18 protein-coding genes are annotated in these 16,588 nt (G+C 68.7%); 16 read left to right on the top strand and 2 right to left on the bottom strand.

The window, feature by feature from the left end:
- Position 1 precedes the first annotated feature (1 nt).
- The 16 genes from fliF (at position 2) to fliS (ending at position 14,791) form a co-directional block, all read left to right on the top strand.
- The gene (fliF, locus tag U1703_RS13265; RefSeq protein ID WP_332786068.1) at positions 2-1,834 is read left to right on the top strand and encodes a flagellar basal-body MS-ring/collar protein FliF; all 1,833 of its coding nucleotides are present in this window, start codon (positions 2-4) and stop codon (positions 1,832-1,834) included.
- Positions 1,831-2,859 (top strand): flagellar motor switch protein FliG, encoded by a 1,029-nt coding sequence (gene fliG, locus U1703_RS13260; RefSeq protein ID WP_320452978.1) that lies wholly within the window; start codon positions 1,831-1,833, stop codon positions 2,857-2,859. The genes fliF and fliG overlap by 4 nt, the downstream gene beginning before the upstream one ends.
- Positions 2,852-3,655, top strand: coding sequence for a FliH/SctL family protein (locus U1703_RS13255; protein WP_332786067.1), 804 nt, complete (start codon positions 2,852-2,854; stop codon positions 3,653-3,655). The genes fliG and U1703_RS13255 overlap by 8 nt, the downstream gene beginning before the upstream one ends.
- On the top strand, positions 3,649-4,986 hold the full coding sequence (locus U1703_RS13250) for a FliI/YscN family ATPase (protein ID WP_320452976.1): 1,338 nt from the start codon (positions 3,649-3,651) through the stop codon (positions 4,984-4,986). The genes U1703_RS13255 and U1703_RS13250 overlap by 7 nt, the downstream gene beginning before the upstream one ends.
- Positions 4,987-4,992: 6 nt before the next feature.
- Positions 4,993-5,457 (top strand): hypothetical protein, encoded by a 465-nt coding sequence (locus U1703_RS13245; protein WP_332786066.1) that lies wholly within the window; start codon positions 4,993-4,995, stop codon positions 5,455-5,457.
- Positions 5,458-5,634: 177 nt separating this feature from the next.
- Positions 5,635-7,146: a flagellar hook-length control protein FliK gene (locus tag U1703_RS13240; RefSeq protein ID WP_332786065.1), complete on the top strand. Its 1,512-nt coding sequence runs from the start codon at positions 5,635-5,637 to the stop codon at positions 7,144-7,146.
- Between the two features lie 11 nt (positions 7,147-7,157).
- The gene (locus U1703_RS13235) at positions 7,158-7,862 is read left to right on the top strand and encodes a flagellar basal body-associated FliL family protein (RefSeq protein ID WP_332786064.1); all 705 of its coding nucleotides are present in this window, start codon (positions 7,158-7,160) and stop codon (positions 7,860-7,862) included.
- Between the two features lie 117 nt (positions 7,863-7,979).
- On the top strand, positions 7,980-8,846 hold the full coding sequence (locus tag U1703_RS13230) for a flagellar motor switch protein FliM (RefSeq protein ID WP_332786063.1): 867 nt from the start codon (positions 7,980-7,982) through the stop codon (positions 8,844-8,846).
- Positions 8,843-9,133, top strand: coding sequence for a flagellar motor switch protein FliN (fliN, locus tag U1703_RS13225; RefSeq protein WP_320452971.1), 291 nt, complete (start codon positions 8,843-8,845; stop codon positions 9,131-9,133). Before U1703_RS13230 ends, fliN begins: the two co-directional genes overlap by 4 nt.
- A 7-nt stretch (positions 9,134-9,140) precedes the next feature.
- Positions 9,141-9,494, top strand: a complete 354-nt coding sequence (locus U1703_RS13220) for a FliO/MopB family protein (protein WP_320452970.1) — start codon at positions 9,141-9,143, stop codon at positions 9,492-9,494.
- Entirely contained in the window at positions 9,491-10,372 is an 882-nt protein-coding gene (fliP, locus tag U1703_RS13215; RefSeq protein WP_332786062.1) for a flagellar type III secretion system pore protein FliP, read from the top strand. The genes U1703_RS13220 and fliP overlap by 4 nt, the downstream gene beginning before the upstream one ends.
- A 248-nt stretch (positions 10,373-10,620) precedes the next feature.
- Positions 10,621-10,890, top strand: a complete 270-nt coding sequence (gene fliQ / locus U1703_RS13210; RefSeq protein ID WP_320452968.1) for a flagellar biosynthesis protein FliQ — start codon at positions 10,621-10,623, stop codon at positions 10,888-10,890.
- 18 nt (positions 10,891-10,908) lie between these two features.
- Complete coding sequence (gene fliR / locus U1703_RS13205) at positions 10,909-11,682, top strand: flagellar biosynthetic protein FliR (RefSeq protein WP_320452967.1); 774 nt, start codon at positions 10,909-10,911, stop codon at positions 11,680-11,682.
- Positions 11,682-12,809, top strand: a complete 1,128-nt coding sequence (locus U1703_RS13200; RefSeq protein WP_332786061.1) for an EscU/YscU/HrcU family type III secretion system export apparatus switch protein — start codon at positions 11,682-11,684, stop codon at positions 12,807-12,809. Before fliR ends, U1703_RS13200 begins: the two co-directional genes overlap by 1 nt.
- Positions 12,810-12,903: 94 nt before the next feature.
- Positions 12,904-14,370: a flagellar filament capping protein FliD gene (fliD, locus tag U1703_RS13195; protein ID WP_332786060.1), complete on the top strand. Its 1,467-nt coding sequence runs from the start codon at positions 12,904-12,906 to the stop codon at positions 14,368-14,370.
- Position 14,371: 1 nt separating this feature from the next.
- Complete coding sequence (gene fliS, locus U1703_RS13190) at positions 14,372-14,791, top strand: flagellar export chaperone FliS (protein WP_320452964.1); 420 nt, start codon at positions 14,372-14,374, stop codon at positions 14,789-14,791.
- A 55-nt stretch (positions 14,792-14,846) separates the two neighbouring features.
- Here fliS and U1703_RS13185 read toward each other — a convergent pair whose 3' ends face one another.
- Both U1703_RS13185 and U1703_RS13180 read right to left on the bottom strand, forming a co-directional pair.
- Complete coding sequence (locus U1703_RS13185) at positions 14,847-15,800, bottom strand: zinc transporter ZntB (protein ID WP_320452963.1); 954 nt, start codon at positions 15,798-15,800, stop codon at positions 14,847-14,849.
- Positions 15,797-16,570 (bottom strand): precorrin-2 dehydrogenase/sirohydrochlorin ferrochelatase family protein, encoded by a 774-nt coding sequence (locus U1703_RS13180; protein ID WP_332786059.1) that lies wholly within the window; start codon positions 16,568-16,570, stop codon positions 15,797-15,799. Before U1703_RS13180 ends, U1703_RS13185 begins: the two co-directional genes overlap by 4 nt.
- Between the last annotated feature and the right edge of the window lie 18 nt (positions 16,571-16,588).

Raw genomic sequence — 16,588 nt, 5'->3', positions numbered from 1 at the left:
GATGAGCACTGCCCTCACCCCCGCATCGACCAATCCCGCACCGGCCCTGCCGCCCTTGCCGGAAAAGTTCGCCAACCCGCTCCGCCAGATCAAGTCGGTCATGGCGCAGCCCGCGGTCCGCCGTTCCGCGCCGATGGCGCTGCTCGTCGGGCTGATCGCGGCCGCCGCGCTGGCCTGGATGGCGCTGTCGAGCCCGCCGCAGAAGACGCTGTTCGAAAATCTGTCGGACGCGGACAAGCAGGCCGTCACCTCGGCGCTGTCCACCGCGAACATCAAGAGCAAGATCAACGACGGCACCGGCGCGCTGACCGTGAACGAGGAGGATTACGCCAAGGCGCGGATGCTGCTGGCGGGCCAGGGCCTGCCCAAGCAGGCGCCCGGCGGTTACGCGATCCTCGACCAGTTGCCGATGGGCGTCAGCCGCGCGGTCGAGGGCGAACGCCTTCGCCAGGCGCGCGAGAGCGAGATCGCCCGCTCGATCCAGGAGATCGACGCCGTCGCCGAAGCGCGCGTGCACCTCGCCACGCCCGACGCCTCGCCCTTCATCCGCGACAAGTCCTCGCCCTCGGCCTCGGTGGTGCTCAAGCTCAACGCCGGGCGCTCGCTGTCGGAGGCGCAGGTCCAGTCGATCATCAATCTCGTCGCCTCGTCGGTGCCGGGCATGAAGCCCGAGGACGTGACCGTCGTCGACCAGATGGGTGCGCTCCTGTCCAAAAAGGGCGGCGAGGGTGCGGCCGGCGACGATCGCCGCATCGATTTCCAGCGTCGCCTGGAAGAGAAGTACCGCACCCAGCTGGTCCAGCTGCTGACCCCGCTGGTCGGCGCGGGCAACTTCACCGCCGAGGTGCAGGCCGACGTCAACCTGGACGAGACGAGCGCGACCAGCGAACGTTACGACAAGGACGGCGCGCTGCGCGCCGAAACCGGCAACTGGACCGGCAACCAGAAGGACCCGACGACGCCGGGCGGTATTCCGGGCGCGCTGTCCAACACGCCGCCGCCCGCCAGCATGCTGCAGCAGCCGCAGGCCGCCAACGGCGCGAGCGGTGCGCCGCCCGCCGATGGCAAGCCGGTCGCCGGTGGCCCGGGCGTGAACCCGGAAAAACAGTCCGACGCCTATCAGCGCGCCTATGACCTGAACAAGCAGGTGTCGGTGACGCGCGCCGCGCCGGGGTCGATCAAGCGGCTGACCGTCGCGGTCCTGCTGCGCGATCCCGCCACTGGCAAGCGCAGCCAGATGGAAATTTCCCAGATTTCCGACCTGGTGAAGTCGGCGGTCGGTTTCGACCAGCAGCGCAACGACAACGTCACCGTCATCAGCCGCAAGTTCGCCGATGCCGGTATGGAGGACAAGCGCGCCTGGTACGATGCCAGCTGGATGCCGGTCGCCGCGCGCAACGCGACCGCGCTGGTCATCGCGCTCCTCGTCCTGCTGCTCGGCGTGCGGCCGCTGGTCAAGGCGATGACCAAGAAGAAGGACGAACCCGCGGCCAACGCGCTGCCCATGGGCGCCGCCGACGGCGCACCCGGCCAGATCCTGACCGGTGCCGACGGCGCGCCGATGGTGATGAATGCCGAAGGGGTCGCCGTGCCGCTCGACGCCGCCGCGCTCGCCGCGCTGTCGGCGGCCGGGATCGACATCGCCAGGATGAACCCGGCGCTGGCCGCGCCCGCCGAGCCGTCGGTGCTGCCGCCCGTGACGCTCGACGATATCGAACAGTCGACCCATCTCGACGACCGCATCGTCAAGGTGCGCGGCTTTACCCGCGACAACCCCGCGCGCGCCGCACTCGCCGTTCGTGACATGATCCGCACGTCGGAGGAGGCCGCGTGACGACCGCCACCGATACGCGGACCTATACCGGCGTCGAGCGCGCCGCGGTCCTGATGATGCTGGTGGGCGAGGCCGAGGCCGCCGCCATCCTGCAGAAGCTGGACCCGGACGAGGTGCGCGAACTGGGCCGCGCCATGTATTCGATCGCCGACGTCAGCGAGAACGAGGTCGACGCCGTGCTCGACAATTTCGTCGGCGCGGCCCGTGCCCGCACCTCGATCGCCTTCGAGCCCAAGCCGATGGTCGAGAACATGATGACCCGCGCGCTCGGCCCCGAACGGGCCGACACCGTGCTGTCGCGCATCATCCCGCCCGAGGCGCAGTGCGAGATCGACATGCTCGACTGGCTGGACGCCGCCGACATCGCCAAGATCGTCGAGAAGGAACATCCCCAGATCGGCGCGGTCATCATCGCGAACTGCGATCCGGCGGTCGCGGGCCAGGTGCTCGAACTGCTGCCCGAGATCATGCAGCCCGATATCCTGCACCGCGTCGCCCGGCTGGGTCCGGTGACGCCGCAGGCGGTCGAGACGCTGAACGCGGTCCTGCAACGGCGCGCCGGCGGCGGTGGCGGTGGTGCGGGCGGCGGCGGCAACGGCCTGGCCATGGGCGGATCGCGCGAAGCCGCCAAGATCCTGTCGAGCGCGCGCAAGGCGACCGAACAGCGGGTCATGCCCAAGCTGTTCAAGATCGACCGCGACGTCGCCAAGCAGATCGAGGAGGCGCTGTTCATCTTCGAGAACCTGCTCGAGATGGACGACAAGAATCTGGGCACCCTCATCCGCAACGTCGACGGCGAAGTGCTGATCCGCTCGCTGAAGGGCGCGGACGAGGTGGCACGCGAACGCTTCCTGGGCTGCATGTCGGCGCGGGCGGCGACGGGCATCCGCGACGAGATCGAAGGTCGCGGGCCGATGAAGCTGACCGAGGTGCTGGAGGCGCAGAAGGCGATGATCGCCGTCGCGCGCAACCTGGCCAAGGAAGGCACGATCATGATGGGCGGGGGCGAGGACGATTATGTCTGATTTCGTCGCGGGTTTCTCCGCGCGTCAGAACGCGGCGGCGGCCGCGCTGCAACAGGCGTTCGTGCCACCGGGCGGCTTTTCCCGGACCGACATGCCGGGGCTCGCCGGGCTGGGCATCGACCTGAATGCCGAGCCGTTCTCGTTCCGCGCGCGCGCGCCCATGCCGGGCGGCCAGACCGCACCCGATCCCGCCGCCGAGGTCCGGCCGCGCCACTTCCACCCGGTCAACCGCGCCGAAGACCCGACCGAGGGCTGGGATCCGTTCGCCGCGTGCGACGACAATGCCGAGCCCGCCGCCGATCCGATCGCGACGGCCCGCGCCGCCGGTTATGCCGAGGGCTATGCCGCCGGGGTCGATGCCGCCACCGCCGAATTCCAGGCGCTGGTCGAGGGGCAGGCGCGCGACGGACAGTTGATCGAGGGTATCGCCCAGGCGCTGACCTCGCGCGTCGATCGCGAACTGATGGCGGGCCAGTTGCGCCACACCGTCATGACGCTCGTCACCCGGCTGGTGGGCGAGATCGGCGTCGATGCCGACCGCCTGGCCACCCGCATCGAAGGTGCGATCGACCTGCTGACCAACACGCAGGAATCGGCCATGTTGCGCGTCCACCCTGAGGATGTCGCACTGCTCGACGGACGCCTGCCACAGACCATCTTTCCCGTCGGCGATCAGACCATCGAACGCGGCAGCTTCGTGCTCGAAAGCGCCTCGACCATCGTCGAGGACGGGCCGCGCCTGTGGCTGGATCAGCTGGCCGCCGTCATGGACAAGGTTCCGGTTCCATCATGCTGAATCGATTCACCGCCGATTATCTGGAAACGCTGGCCCAGGCCGATTTCGCGCCGCGCGCCACCGTGTGCGGTCGCCTGTCCTCCTATGACGGGTTGTTGATGGAAGCGGTCGGCCTGTCACTGCCGGTCGGCACCGTCTGCGCGATCGGCGACAAGCCCGAGGAACGGGTCGAGGCCGAGGTGATCGGCTTTCGCAACGGCCGCACCCTCCTGATGAATCTGGGTGGCCCCGCCCCCCTGTTGCCGCGCGCGCCGGTGCGCCCGCTCGGCCCTCCCGGCGAGGCGGAGGTCGGTGCGGCGATGCTGGGCCGCGTGGTCGACGGGTCGGGCAAGCCGATCGACGGCCTGGGCCCCATTCGCGGCGCGGGTCGCTGGCCGCTGGCGGGCCGGATGCAGTCGCCGCTCGACCGCGGTCGCGTGCGCGAGCCGCTGGACGTCGGGGTGCGCGCGATCAACGGCCTGCTGACAATCGGCCAGGGCCAGCGCGTCGGCATCATGGCGGGCTCGGGCGTCGGCAAGTCGGTGCTGCTGGGCATGATGGTGCGCGCCGCGCGCGCCGACGTCATCGTCATCGGCCTGATCGGCGAACGCAGCCGCGAGGTCGCCGACTTTCTGGAGACGAAGGTCGCCGGCGAAGCCCGCGCGCGTTCGGTCGTGGTCGCGGTCCCCGCCAACCACTCGCCGGTGCTGCGTATTCGCGGCGCCCTGCGCGCCACCGCCATTGCGGAGGCGTTCCGTGCAGAGGGCAAGAAGGTCCTGCTGATCATGGATTCGCTGACCCGCGTCGCCCATGCCGGTCGCGAGATCGGGCTGGCGCTGGGCGAGCCCGCCTCGGCGCGCGGCTATCCGCCCTCGGCCATCGCGATGCTGCCCAACCTGATCGAGCGGGCGGGCGCCGATGCGCATGGCACCGGTTCGATCACCGCCATCTATACCGTGCTGGCCGATGGCGACGACGGCAACGACCCGGTCGTCGACTCGGCACGCTCGATCCTGGACGGGCATATCGTGCTGAACCGCCATCTCGCCGAGCGCGGCGTCTATCCGGCGATCGATATCGGTCCCTCGGTCAGCCGCGTGATGACCGACATCGTCGGCAAGCCCCACGCCATGGCCGCCCGCACGCTGCGTCGTCATCTGGCGACCTATGAGGAGAACCGCGACCTGGTGCTGATGGGCGCGTACCGCGCGGGCGCCGACCCCGCGATCGACGCCGCCATCGCCTGCCACCCGGCGGTGATGGAATATATCCGCCAGGATGCCGACGAGATCGTGCCGCTCGACCATGCGGTCGAGGAACTGGTCGGCGTGTTCGGCCAGGCGGGGGCCTGACGCACCATGGCCGACCGCCAGCAGGCGATGCTTAACCGGCTGCACCGGGTCCGCACGCTGCAACTGAACCTGACCCGCGCCGAGGAAGCGCGGGCGCAGGAACGCGTCTCGACCGAGCAGTCCCTGTCGCAGCGTATCGCCCAGCTGGTCGAGGCTGTGTCGCCGGTCGCCGCGCCGCCGACCGCCGCCGCCGGATTGATGGCGCGCGCGCATTTTCGCGGACGCCTGCTCGAATCAGCCGATGCCGCCACCGCGCGGGTCGCCGCCGCCGAACAGCGCGCCGCCCTGGCCGCCGAACAGACCCGCGAGGCCAAGCGCGACCAGACCGCCGTCGAAAAGCTGCTCGAACGCGCCCGCGCCGCCGCCATCCGCGCCGAGATGCGCGCACTGGAGGACATGCCCGCCGCCGGTTCGCGCGGCGGCTTGGGGCGGGGTCCGGACCGGGACCGCAACCGGCACGATCCTTGCTGACGGTGTCCTATCATGTCAGCCATCCCCTCTTTCCTTTCGCCCGACGCGTCCTCGCCCAGCCGGGCGACCTCGCTCCGATCGCGGCCCGATGCCACGGGCGCGGCCGGGCAACCCCCGAAATTCGCTGACTTTCTGACCGCCAGCGTGGTCGTGCCGCCGCCCGGGGGCGACACGGGCATGCCGATCGCTTCCAAGCCCGCTGCGGGCGCGATCGACGGTGCGGCAATGCCCGAGGCTCCGATGGCGGCATTGCCCGGCAACGGCTTGCCGACCCCCGCGCCTTCCTTGCCGGTCATGCCCGCCGTCCGGGCGGATAGCCCGAGCGCGGTGCCCGTCACCGCTGAGGTAGTTGCCGGTGAGCCCGTTTCCGCTGCGCCTGTCGCGGCCGGAGCGGACACCGTCACGCCGCTTGCTACCCGGTCCGTCGCGAAGGCGATGCCAAGCGATGGTGCGCCGCTGCCCGACAAGCTTGTCCAGACGGCCACCGACGACGAACCGACCGGAGATACCGATACCCCGAGCGATCCGTTGGCGACCAAGGACGACGACGAGCCCGGTAACGCACCCGGACCAGCCATCGCCACGCCCATCCTGCCCGACGCGGCCGTCATACCGTTCGCGATGGCACCCACGCCCGACGCGACACCCGATGCCGCGCCGGTCGCAGCCGCGCCGACGCCCGCCATTCCGCCCGCCGCTCGTGCGACGACCGGCCCCGTGGCGGCATCGAGGGTCTTTGCATCGCTGCGTCAGGCAACGGCCGATACCTCTTCGCTGGGCCTGGCTCCCTCCTCTTCGGCCGGTCCCATGGTCGCGGCCATGCCGTCTTCGGCGGGCACGCCATCGATCGCGCTGCCCGCCATGCCGGACGCGGCCGCCACTGGCCCGGCGACGCCGATGACGACCACCGCGAATCCGGCGCCGTCCGCCAATATTCCCGCCTTCCGGCTGGTCGCCATGCCGGTGGCCACGACGCCCGAGACGGCACCGCCGCCGCTGGCCACGCTGCCCAGCGGCCCGCTGAGCGTGACCCAACCGGCACAGGCGACCGCGACGATCGGCCTGCTGGCGGGCGCGCTGCGCGGGGCGGCGACGCCGGTTCGCGACGAGGATCCGCTGGACGACCCCGCCCGGCCGACCACCGCGGCGATCGACCCGGCCGCGCTGGCCGCAACCGACCTGACCCGCCCCGTGGCGTCCGCCAGCGCGCCCGACCAGCCGCCGCTCGACATGACGCAGGCGCATTGGCCGCAGGGCATGATCGAACGCATCGACCGCATGCGCGAGGATGCCGCCACCGCCGACACCCGGATCCAGCTGTCGCCCGACGCGCTGGGCGGCATCGCGGTGGCGATTCGCCAGGATGACCGCGCGACCCATATCCATTTCACCGCCGACCATGCCGGCACCGCCGCGATGCTCGCCGATGCGCAGGGCCAGCTCACCCGGCTGGCCGAGGACAAGGGCATGCGGCTGGGCGATGTGGCGGTGGCGTCCGGTAGTACGGGCGGCGGCATGGCGGGCGGGTCCGACATGGGCCAGTCGCTGCGCGACCAGCGTCCCCCCGCCCAACCCGCGCCGGTGATCCCGTCGCGGCCGCGCGGCAGCGGCACCTCCCTCTTCGGCGAGGAATCGGTCGGATCGTCCCCGACCGCCTCGCCTTCCACCCCATCCATCCGAATCGCCTGAGGAACTGAACTATGAGCGACGCGAAAGACACGCCCACCGATGATGCGCCCAAGAAGAAGAAGGGCAAGCTCGGCAAGATTATCGTCATGGTCGTCGGCGTCCTCGTCCTGCTGGGCGGTGGCGTCGGTGCCGGGCTCTATGCCGCCAGTTCGGGCCTGATCGGCGGCCACGGCGCGAAGGCCGAAAAGGCGGGCCATGAGGAAGCCGAGGCCGATGCCAGCCATCCCGGCCCCAAGCTGGTGCCCAAGGCCGAGCAGAAGCGCGCCGGAGCCGAAGGTGAAGGGGGCGAAGGCGGTCATGGCGGCGGCGAAGGTGGCGGCCATGGCGAGGGTGGCGAAGGCGGCGGCGATCACGAGAATGTCGGCATGAAGACGCCGGTGGGCGATGGCGGCGAGCGCTATGCGTCCAACTATTACCAGCTGCCCAAGGACTTCACCTCGAACCTGCGCGACTCGATCCATATCGTCCAGGTCGGGCTGGCCATCTCGACCCCCTATGACGACACGGTCATCAACAATCTGAAGACCAACGACCTGGCGGTCCGCTCGGCGGTGCTGATGACGCTGGGCGATGCCAGCGAGGACATGGTGACGTCGGGCGACGGCAAGCGGCAGCTCCAACGGCGTCTGGTCGACGCGATCAACGAGATTCTTCGCCAAAAGGAGGGATTCGGCGGCGTCGCTAACGTCTACTTTACCAATTTTGTTGTTCAGTGAGGCATGGTTAACGCCGCCCCTCAGGTTGAACGTCGCGAACGTCCGCGGGATCAGTATGTCGCTGATCACGGGGTGCTGGGCTCGCACAAGATCAACCCGTTCGGCGATCTCCACACGATGCAGCATTTGTCCGCGCGACTGGCGCGGACGCTGCGCGGCCTGTTCGAATCGCTCCTTCGCGAAGAGTTGCGCTGCTGGGCCGAGCCGCTGGTGGTCCAGCGCTTCTCGGATTACCGGGCCGAGCGCGGCGACGGCCTGAGCGCCTGGATGCCGATGGTCATGTCGTCGTTGAACGGCATGTCCGCCGATGCCCAGGCGCTGGTCGTCATCGAGGGCGGGTTCGGCATGTCGCTGATCGACCTGTTCTTCGGCGGCACCGGCGCAGTTCCCGATCCCCTGCCACCCGAATTCTCACCCGCGGCCGAGGCGATGATGACCCAACTGGGCGGCATGATGGCGACGCCGATGCGCAACGCCTGGGACTCGCTCGCCAAGCTCGACTTCCGCGCCGGTCGCACCGAATCCTCGCCCGCCCTGCTGTCGGGGATCGAGGGCGAGGATGCGATGATCGTCACCCGTTTCGGCCTGGCCCGCCAGGATCGCCGCCCCTCGATGCTCGACATCCTGTATCCGGTCAGCGCGTTGAAGCCGCACGGCTCCGCCCTTACCGGCAAGGTCGTCGACAACAAGGGCGAGGCGCATCCGACCTGGCGCGGCGACCTGACGCGCGCGGTGATGACGGTGCGCTTCCCGGTCCGCTCGGTGCTCGCCGAACCCGTCGTGCCGCTCAGCCGCCTGATGGACCTGAAGATCGGCGACGTGATTCCCATCAGCTTCGGCCCGGAAGTGCCGGTGATGGTTGGCGGCGACCTGCTGGGCACCGGCACGGTCGGCACCGCCAATGGCCGCGCCGCCGTTCAGCTCACCTCGCTCGCCCGCTCGCCCGAGGCGCTCGCGCAATCCTTTGAAGGACACCAACAATGAACGATATGGCCGGGGGCTTCCCCGTCGACACGTCGGTCGCCGCCAATTTCCGGCTGCTCCAGGACGTCGACGTCAAGCTGACCGTCGAGATCGGCTCGACCCAGCTGACGCTGCGCGAGCTGCTGGCGCTGTCCGAATCGAGCGTGATCGAACTGGACCGCCAGGCCAATGAGCTGCTCGACGTGCTGGTCAACGGCACGCTGATCGGGCGCGGCGAAGTGGTGACGGTCGGCGACCGGTTCGGCGTGCGCATGACCGAGCTGGTCAACCCCGACAAGCGCGGCTGATCCTACGATGCTCTGGTCCTATATCCTGAAGCTGGTCGTCCTGCTGCCGCTGATCTGCGGCCTGATGATCGGTTGCCTGTATCTCTGGCGTCGCCTGGAAACCCGGATGCCGGGCCGCCCGGCGACGCGGCTGATCCATGTCCGCGAAACGATGATGATCTCGCCCGGCCTGCGCCTGGCGGTCATCGAGTTCGAGGGGCGTAACCTGCTCGTCTCGGTCGGGCGCGGCGGTGTCCAGCTGGTCGACAAGGTCGAGGGTAAGGGCCCGGTCACGCCGGTCACGCCGACGCCGATGGAACCGACCATGCCGCGCCGTCCCGACTTCGTCTCCCGCTTCGCGCCCAAGAAGTTCGACCAATGAGCATTTCCGTGACCCGCCGGGGCACCGGCCCCGCGCTGATCCGCACGCAGGATGCCGGTGCGGCGCGCCGCAGCCTGAAGCCGCTGTGGATCGTGCTGGCGCTGCTGCTGGCGCTGGTCATCGCGATGCCGGCCTTTGCCCAGGCCGCACCGGCCGCCGCTCCCGCCGCAGCACCCGCACCGGGCGTCGGCGACGCGGTCGACCGCGCGATCGGCCAGCTGGGCGGCGGCGCCAATGGCGGGTCGGGCTCGCTGAGCCTGTCACTCCAGGTCCTGATCATCATGGGCCTGCTGACGATCCTGCCGGGCATCATCCTGATGATGACCAGCTTTACCCGGATCGTCATCGTGCTCGCCATCCTGCGCCAGGCGATGGGCCTGCAACAGACGCCGCCCAACCAGGTGCTGATCGGCCTGTCGATGTTCCTGTCGCTGTTCATCATGGCCCCGACCATCAACCAGATGAACACCCAGGCAATCCAGCCCTATGCCGAAGGACGCCTGCCCGGCACCGAGATGATCAAGGCCGCCGGTGCGCCGCTTCACGCCTTCATGGCCAAGCAGACCCGGATCAAGGACGTGTCGATGTTCGCCGAGATGGCGAAATCGGGCCCCTATGCCAGCCCCAACGACATTCCCTATGCCGTGCTGCTCCCCGCCTTCGTCACCTCGGAGCTGAAGACCGCGTTCCAGATCGGCTTCCTGATCTTCCTGCCCTTCATCGTCATCGATCTGGTCGTCGCGACCGTCCTGATGGCGCTGGGCATGATGATGCTGTCGCCCTCGATCATCTCGTTGCCGTTCAAGCTGCTGCTGTTCGTGCTGGTCGACGGATGGGCGCTGACCATGGGCAGCCTGGCCAACAGTTTCGCGACATAGGGGGTGCCCCCCCTAATTCCTCTCCTGCAAGGGGAGGGGGACCAGCAAAGCTGGTGGAGGGGTGTCCAGCTATCGAGAGGGCGACACCCCTCCGTCAGGCCTTCGGCCTGCCACCTCCCCTTCCAGGGGAGGAATGGTTGGATTGTCGCGAGGAAGCCCTTCGTTAACCAATCTTGGCCATAATCCGTGCCAGCCCAAAGCCATGCCGAGGGCCATGGAAACACCCCATCCGGGACGAAGACCGCATCATGGACGCCCAATATTTCCTGACGCTGGCCAACCAGACCATGTGGGTGCTGGCGCTGGCCGCCGCCCCCATCCTGCTGCCGGTGCTGGTATCGGGCCTGGTCATCGGCATGGTGCAGGCCGCGACCTCGATCAACGAACAGACCCTGTCGTTCGTGCCCAAGCTGATCGTCGTCGCCGTCTCGATCCTGATCTTCGGCAGCCTGATCATGGGCCTGCTCAGCGACTTCACCGTCAGCATGTTCGAGCGCATCCCGGACCTGGTAAAGTGAAGGTCTGGGTAAAATAAAATGCTCGGCTTCGGCCTCTCGATCGAGCCACAGGCCTGGGCGATCCTGTTCATCATGATCCGGGTCGGGGCGGCGTTCATCACCGCGCCCGTCTTCGGCGCGGTGTCGATCCCCCTGCCCGTGCGGATCAGCCTGGCCGGGGCCATCGCCTTTCTGGTGAACCTGGCGCACCCCGTCGTGCCGCCGCCCGTGATCTTCGCGGTGCCCACCATCATGGCGGTGGTGGCCGAGGTGATCGTGGGTCTCGCGCTCGGCCTGATCCTGCAGGTCGCCTTCACCGCCCCCCTGGTCGCCAGCGAGCTGATCGGCGGGTCGATGGGCATCAGCTTCGCGTCCACGATCGACCCGCTCAACGGTCGTTCGACCCAGGCGCTGGGCCAGTTCTTCACGGTCATGCTGACCCTGTTGTTCCTGTCCGTCGACGGGCACCTCGTCCTCGTCGACACGATCGTCAAAAGCTATGACGCGCTGCCCCCCGGCCGGGCCTGGATGGACCCGGCGCAATTCCGTGCGATCGCGCTGTTCGGCAGCTATGCCTTCCTGGCGGGCCTGTTGCTGGCGCTGCCGGTCGGCTTCCTGCTGCTTTGCCTGAACCTCGTGATGGGCATGATGAGCCGCGCCGCGCCCTCGCTCAACCTGTTCTCGGTCGGCCTGCCCGCCGCGCTCACCATCGGCGTCATCGCCATCGCCGTCGCCTTCCCCGCCATGGGTGACTATATGCTGGTCATCATCCGCGAAGGGCTTGCCGCCACCGTAACACTGGTGCTCGGCTGATGTCGGAGGGCGGCGAAAAGACAGAAGCCCCAACCCAAAAGCGTCGCGACAAAGCGCGCGACGACGGGCAGATCCTGCGCAGCAAGGACCTGGCGGCGGCGCTGGTGATGATGGCGGGTATCGCCTGGCTGATGTTCGCAGGGCCCACCCTTTTGGGTGCGTGCAAGGCGGTGATGGCGACGAGTTTCCAGTTCACCCATGCCGATGTCGAGGATTTCGAGCCGTTTCGCCCGCTGATGGAGGCGGGGTGGAAGCTGCTGCCCTCGATGGCGTCGCTGTTCGCGATCACCATCGTCGCGACCGTCGCGTCGCAGGCCGGGCTGGGCTCGCTGCGCTTCAATCCCAAGGCGATCGCGCCCAAGCCGTCCAAGCTGAACCCCGCCTCGGGCCTGAAGCGCATCTTCGGGATGCAGGGCTGGACCGAACTCGGCAAGTCGCTGCTGAAGGTCGTGCTGCTCGGTGCGATCGGCGCGTACATGCTGTGGCGCACCACGCGCCCGACGCTGGGCCTGGCGCAGAGCGACATCAACGGGGCGATCGGACAGCTGGGCGGCACCTTCATCACCATCCTGCTGGTGATGGGGTTCGGCCTGATCCTGATCGCCGGGTTCGACGTGCCGCTGCAGATCTTCCAGCTGTTCTCGAAGCTCAAGATGACCAAGCAGGAGGTCAAGGACGAGCATAAGGAGGCCGAGGGCAACCCCGAGGCCAAGGCGCATATCCGCGCCAAGCAGCGCGAGATGTCGCATCGTGCGGTCCGCGCGGCGGTGCAGGAGGCGCATGTCATCCTGACCAACCCGACCCATTTCGCGGTCGCGCTGCGCTACGAACGCGGCCAGGACGAGGTGCCGGTGGTGGTCGCCAAGGGGCGCGGCGCGACCGCGCTCGCCATTCGCGAGATGGCGGCCGAATATGCCACGCCCGTGCTGGAATATCCGCAGCTCGCCCGCGCCGTCTATTACACCAGCCGCGAGGGGCAGGAGGTGCGCCCCGACCTGTACCAGGCGATCGCGGTCATCCTGGCCTTCGTCTTCGGCCTCAACGCGGGTGCGGGCGGCACGGCCCAGCCGCCGGTCGAGGTCCCGGTCGAGGCGCGCTTCGACGAAAACGGCCAGCTCGCATCATGAGGTCCGTACTGATTCCACTCGCTTCGTCGCATCGCCCTAAAGCCCGACCCGCGCCGGTCGTTACCGATGACGTACCCGTGTCGGAGCGCCGTCGATGACGACCATTTCTTCCACTTCCTCGTCGACCGCCACCCCGACGCCCACGCCGTCGACGACGGACGCGACCAAGACCGCCGCGCAGGCGCTGTTCAACTCGCTGCAGACGGGGTCGGGCATCGACCTGTCGTCGCTTGTCCCCTCGCTGGTCCAGGCGCAGTTCGCCGCCCGCACCGCCGCGTTGAAGGCCAAGGCCAGCACGCTGACCGCGCAGATTTCGGCGACCTCGACCGTCATGAGCTCGATCACCGACTTTGCCAGCTCGCTCGCCTCCCTGGCCAAGGGCGGCACGCTGGCGACCCAGGCGACCAGCAGCAATTCGGGCGTGCTGAGCGTGACGACGCAATCCGGTGCCAAGCTGGCGGGCCTGTCCAAGTCGATCACCGTCACCGCGCTGGCCACCGCGCAGACCAACGTCACCAATACCAGCTATGACCGCACCGCGGCGATGGGCACGGGCAAGCTGACCATCAAGGTCGGATCGAACACGGCGGTCGACATCAATTTCCCCGACGGCACCAGCCCGACGCTCGACGATATCGCCAGCAAGGTGAACGCGGCCAAGACCGGCGTGACCGCGTCGGTCATCTCGGACGTCAACGGCAAGGCCTATCTGTCCTTCAGCGGGCCGACCGGTGCCGCGAACAGCTTCACCGTCACCGCCAGCGAGGGCGCGACGCCCGGCCTGTCCAACTTCGCGGTCGGCAACGGCGCGACCAGCACGCGCAGCGCCGCCACCGCCGGCAATGCCCAGATGACCGTCGACGGCGTGTCGGTGCAGCGTGCGACCAACAGCTTCAGCGACCTGATCCCCGGCGTGGCGATGACGCTGAACGCGGTGTCGACCGCCCCCGTGTCGCTGACCGGCACCCGCCCCACCGCCGCGCTGACCTCGGTCGTGTCGGACTTCGTGTTGACCTATAACGACAAGATGGTCGAGCTGAACAAGACGCTCGATCCGCAGACCGGCGATCTGCGCAGCAGCGTGGCTGCGCGTTCGCTGCAACAATCGCTGGCGCGGCTGACCACGTCCAAGATCGTGCCGGGCGACAGTTCGACACCCGGGCCCAAGACGCTCGCCGATCTGGGCGTCGGGACCAACCGGGACGGCACGCTCAAGGTCGACTCGGCGCGCCTGTCGCAGGTGATGGCGCAATATCCCGATGCCGTCGAACAGATGTTCCAGGGCAGCGGCGACAATTTGATCGGCCTGTCGGCGCAGTTGAACAACATCCAGATGGCGGCGACCAGCACCGTCTATGGCCTGGGCGCCACGTCGAAGCAGCTCGCCCAGGACCAGAGCGCCAACCAGCTGGCCCAGAGCAATCTGACCGACGACCAGACATCGACGCAGGACCGGATGACGGCACAGTTCGCCGCGATGAACGCGCGCGTCTCGAGCTACAAGTCGGTTCAGAGCTTCCTGACCCAGCAGGTCAACATGTGGACGAAGAGCAGCAACTGATATGGCCTATGCTACCGGACTATTGGCCGATCCTGCCGCCACCTATCGCCAGATCGACGTGGTCGGTCGGACCGCGACGGCGGACGGCCCCGCGCTCGTCCAGCTTCTCTACGAGGAACTGATCTCCGCGCTGCGCTCGGCCGCCTGGGCGACCGAACATGGCCAGCTCGCGCGCAAGAGCGAGCGGGTGACGCGCGCCACCGCGATCCTGTTCGCGCTCGAGGCGGGGCTCGACTTCGACCATGGCGGCGAGATGTCGATCACCTTCGCCAAGCTCTACGCGGGCGCGCGACGCCAGATCGTGGACGGCTCGCTCGAACAGGACCCGCAGGTGTTCCGCAACGTCGCCGGCAGCATCGCTGACATTGCCGAGGCGTGGGACATGGTGCGCAAGATGAACGCGCCGAAAAAGGGCAACTAAGCCCGGCCTTCGACATCCGGCATCCGGTCACGCTGCACGATGCCGAAGCGCGCAGTTACCGCCGGAACCAGTGTTTCTGCACGAAATAGATGACGATCCCCACCGCGATCAGCGTGCAGGCACCCAGGATCGCGTCGAATGCCCAGCTTTCGTCGGCATAGGGCAGGTTCTTGACGTTCATCCCGTAAAGCCCGGTGATGAAGGTCAACGGCAGGAACACCATCGCTACGATCGAGATGACCAGCGCGCGATTGTCGATCTGTTCCGCGCGCATGTCGCTCAGCGTCTCGTGGATCAGCGCCGAGCGTTCGCGGATCGATTCCAGCTCCTCGGCCATGCGCGCCGCGCGGTCGGCGGCGGCGGACAAATGCAGCCGGTCGTCGGCGGCCAGCCAGTCGCCGGGCAGCGCGGCCAGCTTTTCGAGTGCGGCGCGCTGCGGATTGAGGAAGCGGCGATAACCGATCGCGGCGACGCGCACCCGGCTGACCGTGCGGCGCAACTGGAAGACGCGGTGTTCGTCCAGCTGCTCCTCGCACCCGTCGAGTTCGTCGCCCAGATTGGCGACGTCGGGGTCCATGTCGCCGGTGATCGCGGTGGCGAAGGCGGTGATCAGGTCGCCGGGATCGTTGATCGCGCCCTTCTCCACCTCCTGCCGCACGGCATCCGTCGCCAGCAGCGGGCGGCGGGTCACCGAATAGACCTTTCCCTTCACCGCCCAGATGCGGACCGAGGCGAGCATGTCCGACCCGTCGAGCGGCTCGCTGCTGCGCCCGCGCAGGTTAAGGAACGCCCCCTCGCCCACCGCCTCGCAGCGCGGCCGTGTCTCGGTCGCGGTCAGCGCGTCGATGACATAGTCGTCCAGATGCGCCGCATCGCGCAGCCAGCGTTGCGCGACCGCGTCATTGGTTTCCAGATGCACCCAGACCAAATTCGCTTTGGCGTCCACCGCCTCGCGGATCTTGATCGGCGCGGCATGTCCGTCATCGATGCGATAGGCAAAGCCGGTCATGCGCGCAGGTCCATGGCGAGGTCGACGATCTGCCCCTCGCCCGGCTCGGTCGGCAATGCGTCGCTTTCGATCCGCACCGCATCGGCGCGCGCGCGGTCGAGGATGGCGGGCGGCACATCGGCGCGGTGATAGACCCGGTCGGCGGCGGCCAGCGCCCGCGCCTGGCGCAGCGTCAGGTCGTCGGGATCGGTCGAGGTGAGGACGAACGTCGCGACCTGTGCCGCCGGACGCGCGACGCCCGCCAGCCAGGCGGCAACATCGGTTTCACCGGCCAGCGGATCGAGCGCGCCGCCGGGCGACAGCGCCGCCCCGATCGCACGCCGTCGCTCCGCCCCATCCGGGAAGCGTGCACGCAAACCTGTGCGCGCGGCGTACAACCCCTCGGCCAAGACGCCCAGCCGCGCCGGAAGCAACGTCTCCAGCCGCTGGCGCAGCGCCGCGGCCAGCCCCGCCGACACGCCGCCCGTGCCGATCGCGACGATCACCGGCCCGCGCTCGACGATGGCGGACAGGGTGAAGTCGCACGACGCAGGCCGGTCGACCGCGTTGACCAGCACACCGCGCGCCTTCAGCCGGGCGATGGCGGCTTGCGCCTCATCCTCATCCTCGATGGCGACGATGGCGAGCGCGGCCTGCGCCTCCTCGCCGACGACCTGCGCCCCGGCGCGGTCGAGCAGGCGACGCTTGGCTTCGGCCGGTTCGCCCTCGCCGACCAGAATGACCGGGCGGCCGTTCAAACGGACGAACAGAGGCAGGCTACCGAGGCTCACCCATTCCTCCCCATCTCC

The organism is Sphingomonas flavida (genome assembly GCF_036663655.1).
GTDB lineage: Bacteria > Pseudomonadota > Alphaproteobacteria > Sphingomonadales > Sphingomonadaceae > Sphingomonas.
This window is presented reverse-complemented; position numbering and strand designations above follow the sequence as displayed.

Coding starts and splice junctions, on each gene's coding strand:
- fliF (WP_332786068.1), top strand. CDS start 2: ATGAGCACTGCCCTCACCCCCGCATCGACCAATCCCGCACCGGCCCTG.
- U1703_RS13255 (WP_332786067.1), top strand. CDS start 2,852: ATGTCTGATTTCGTCGCGGGTTTCTCCGCGCGTCAGAACGCGGCGGCG.
- U1703_RS13250 (WP_320452976.1), top strand. CDS start 3,649: ATGCTGAATCGATTCACCGCCGATTATCTGGAAACGCTGGCCCAGGCC.
- U1703_RS13245 (WP_332786066.1), top strand. CDS start 4,993: ATGGCCGACCGCCAGCAGGCGATGCTTAACCGGCTGCACCGGGTCCGC.
- U1703_RS13240 (WP_332786065.1), top strand. CDS start 5,635: ATGCCGATCGCTTCCAAGCCCGCTGCGGGCGCGATCGACGGTGCGGCA.
- U1703_RS13235 (WP_332786064.1), top strand. CDS start 7,158: ATGAGCGACGCGAAAGACACGCCCACCGATGATGCGCCCAAGAAGAAG.
- U1703_RS13230 (WP_332786063.1), top strand. CDS start 7,980: ATGCAGCATTTGTCCGCGCGACTGGCGCGGACGCTGCGCGGCCTGTTC.
- fliN (WP_320452971.1), top strand. CDS start 8,843: ATGAACGATATGGCCGGGGGCTTCCCCGTCGACACGTCGGTCGCCGCC.
- U1703_RS13220 (WP_320452970.1), top strand. CDS start 9,141: ATGCTCTGGTCCTATATCCTGAAGCTGGTCGTCCTGCTGCCGCTGATC.
- fliP (WP_332786062.1), top strand. CDS start 9,491: ATGAGCATTTCCGTGACCCGCCGGGGCACCGGCCCCGCGCTGATCCGC.
- fliQ (WP_320452968.1), top strand. CDS start 10,621: ATGGACGCCCAATATTTCCTGACGCTGGCCAACCAGACCATGTGGGTG.
- fliR (WP_320452967.1), top strand. CDS start 10,909: ATGCTCGGCTTCGGCCTCTCGATCGAGCCACAGGCCTGGGCGATCCTG.
- U1703_RS13200 (WP_332786061.1), top strand. CDS start 11,682: ATGTCGGAGGGCGGCGAAAAGACAGAAGCCCCAACCCAAAAGCGTCGC.
- fliD (WP_332786060.1), top strand. CDS start 12,904: ATGACGACCATTTCTTCCACTTCCTCGTCGACCGCCACCCCGACGCCC.
- fliS (WP_320452964.1), top strand. CDS start 14,372: ATGGCCTATGCTACCGGACTATTGGCCGATCCTGCCGCCACCTATCGC.
- U1703_RS13185 (WP_320452963.1), bottom strand. CDS start 15,800: ATGACCGGCTTTGCCTATCGCATCGATGACGGACATGCCGCGCCGATC.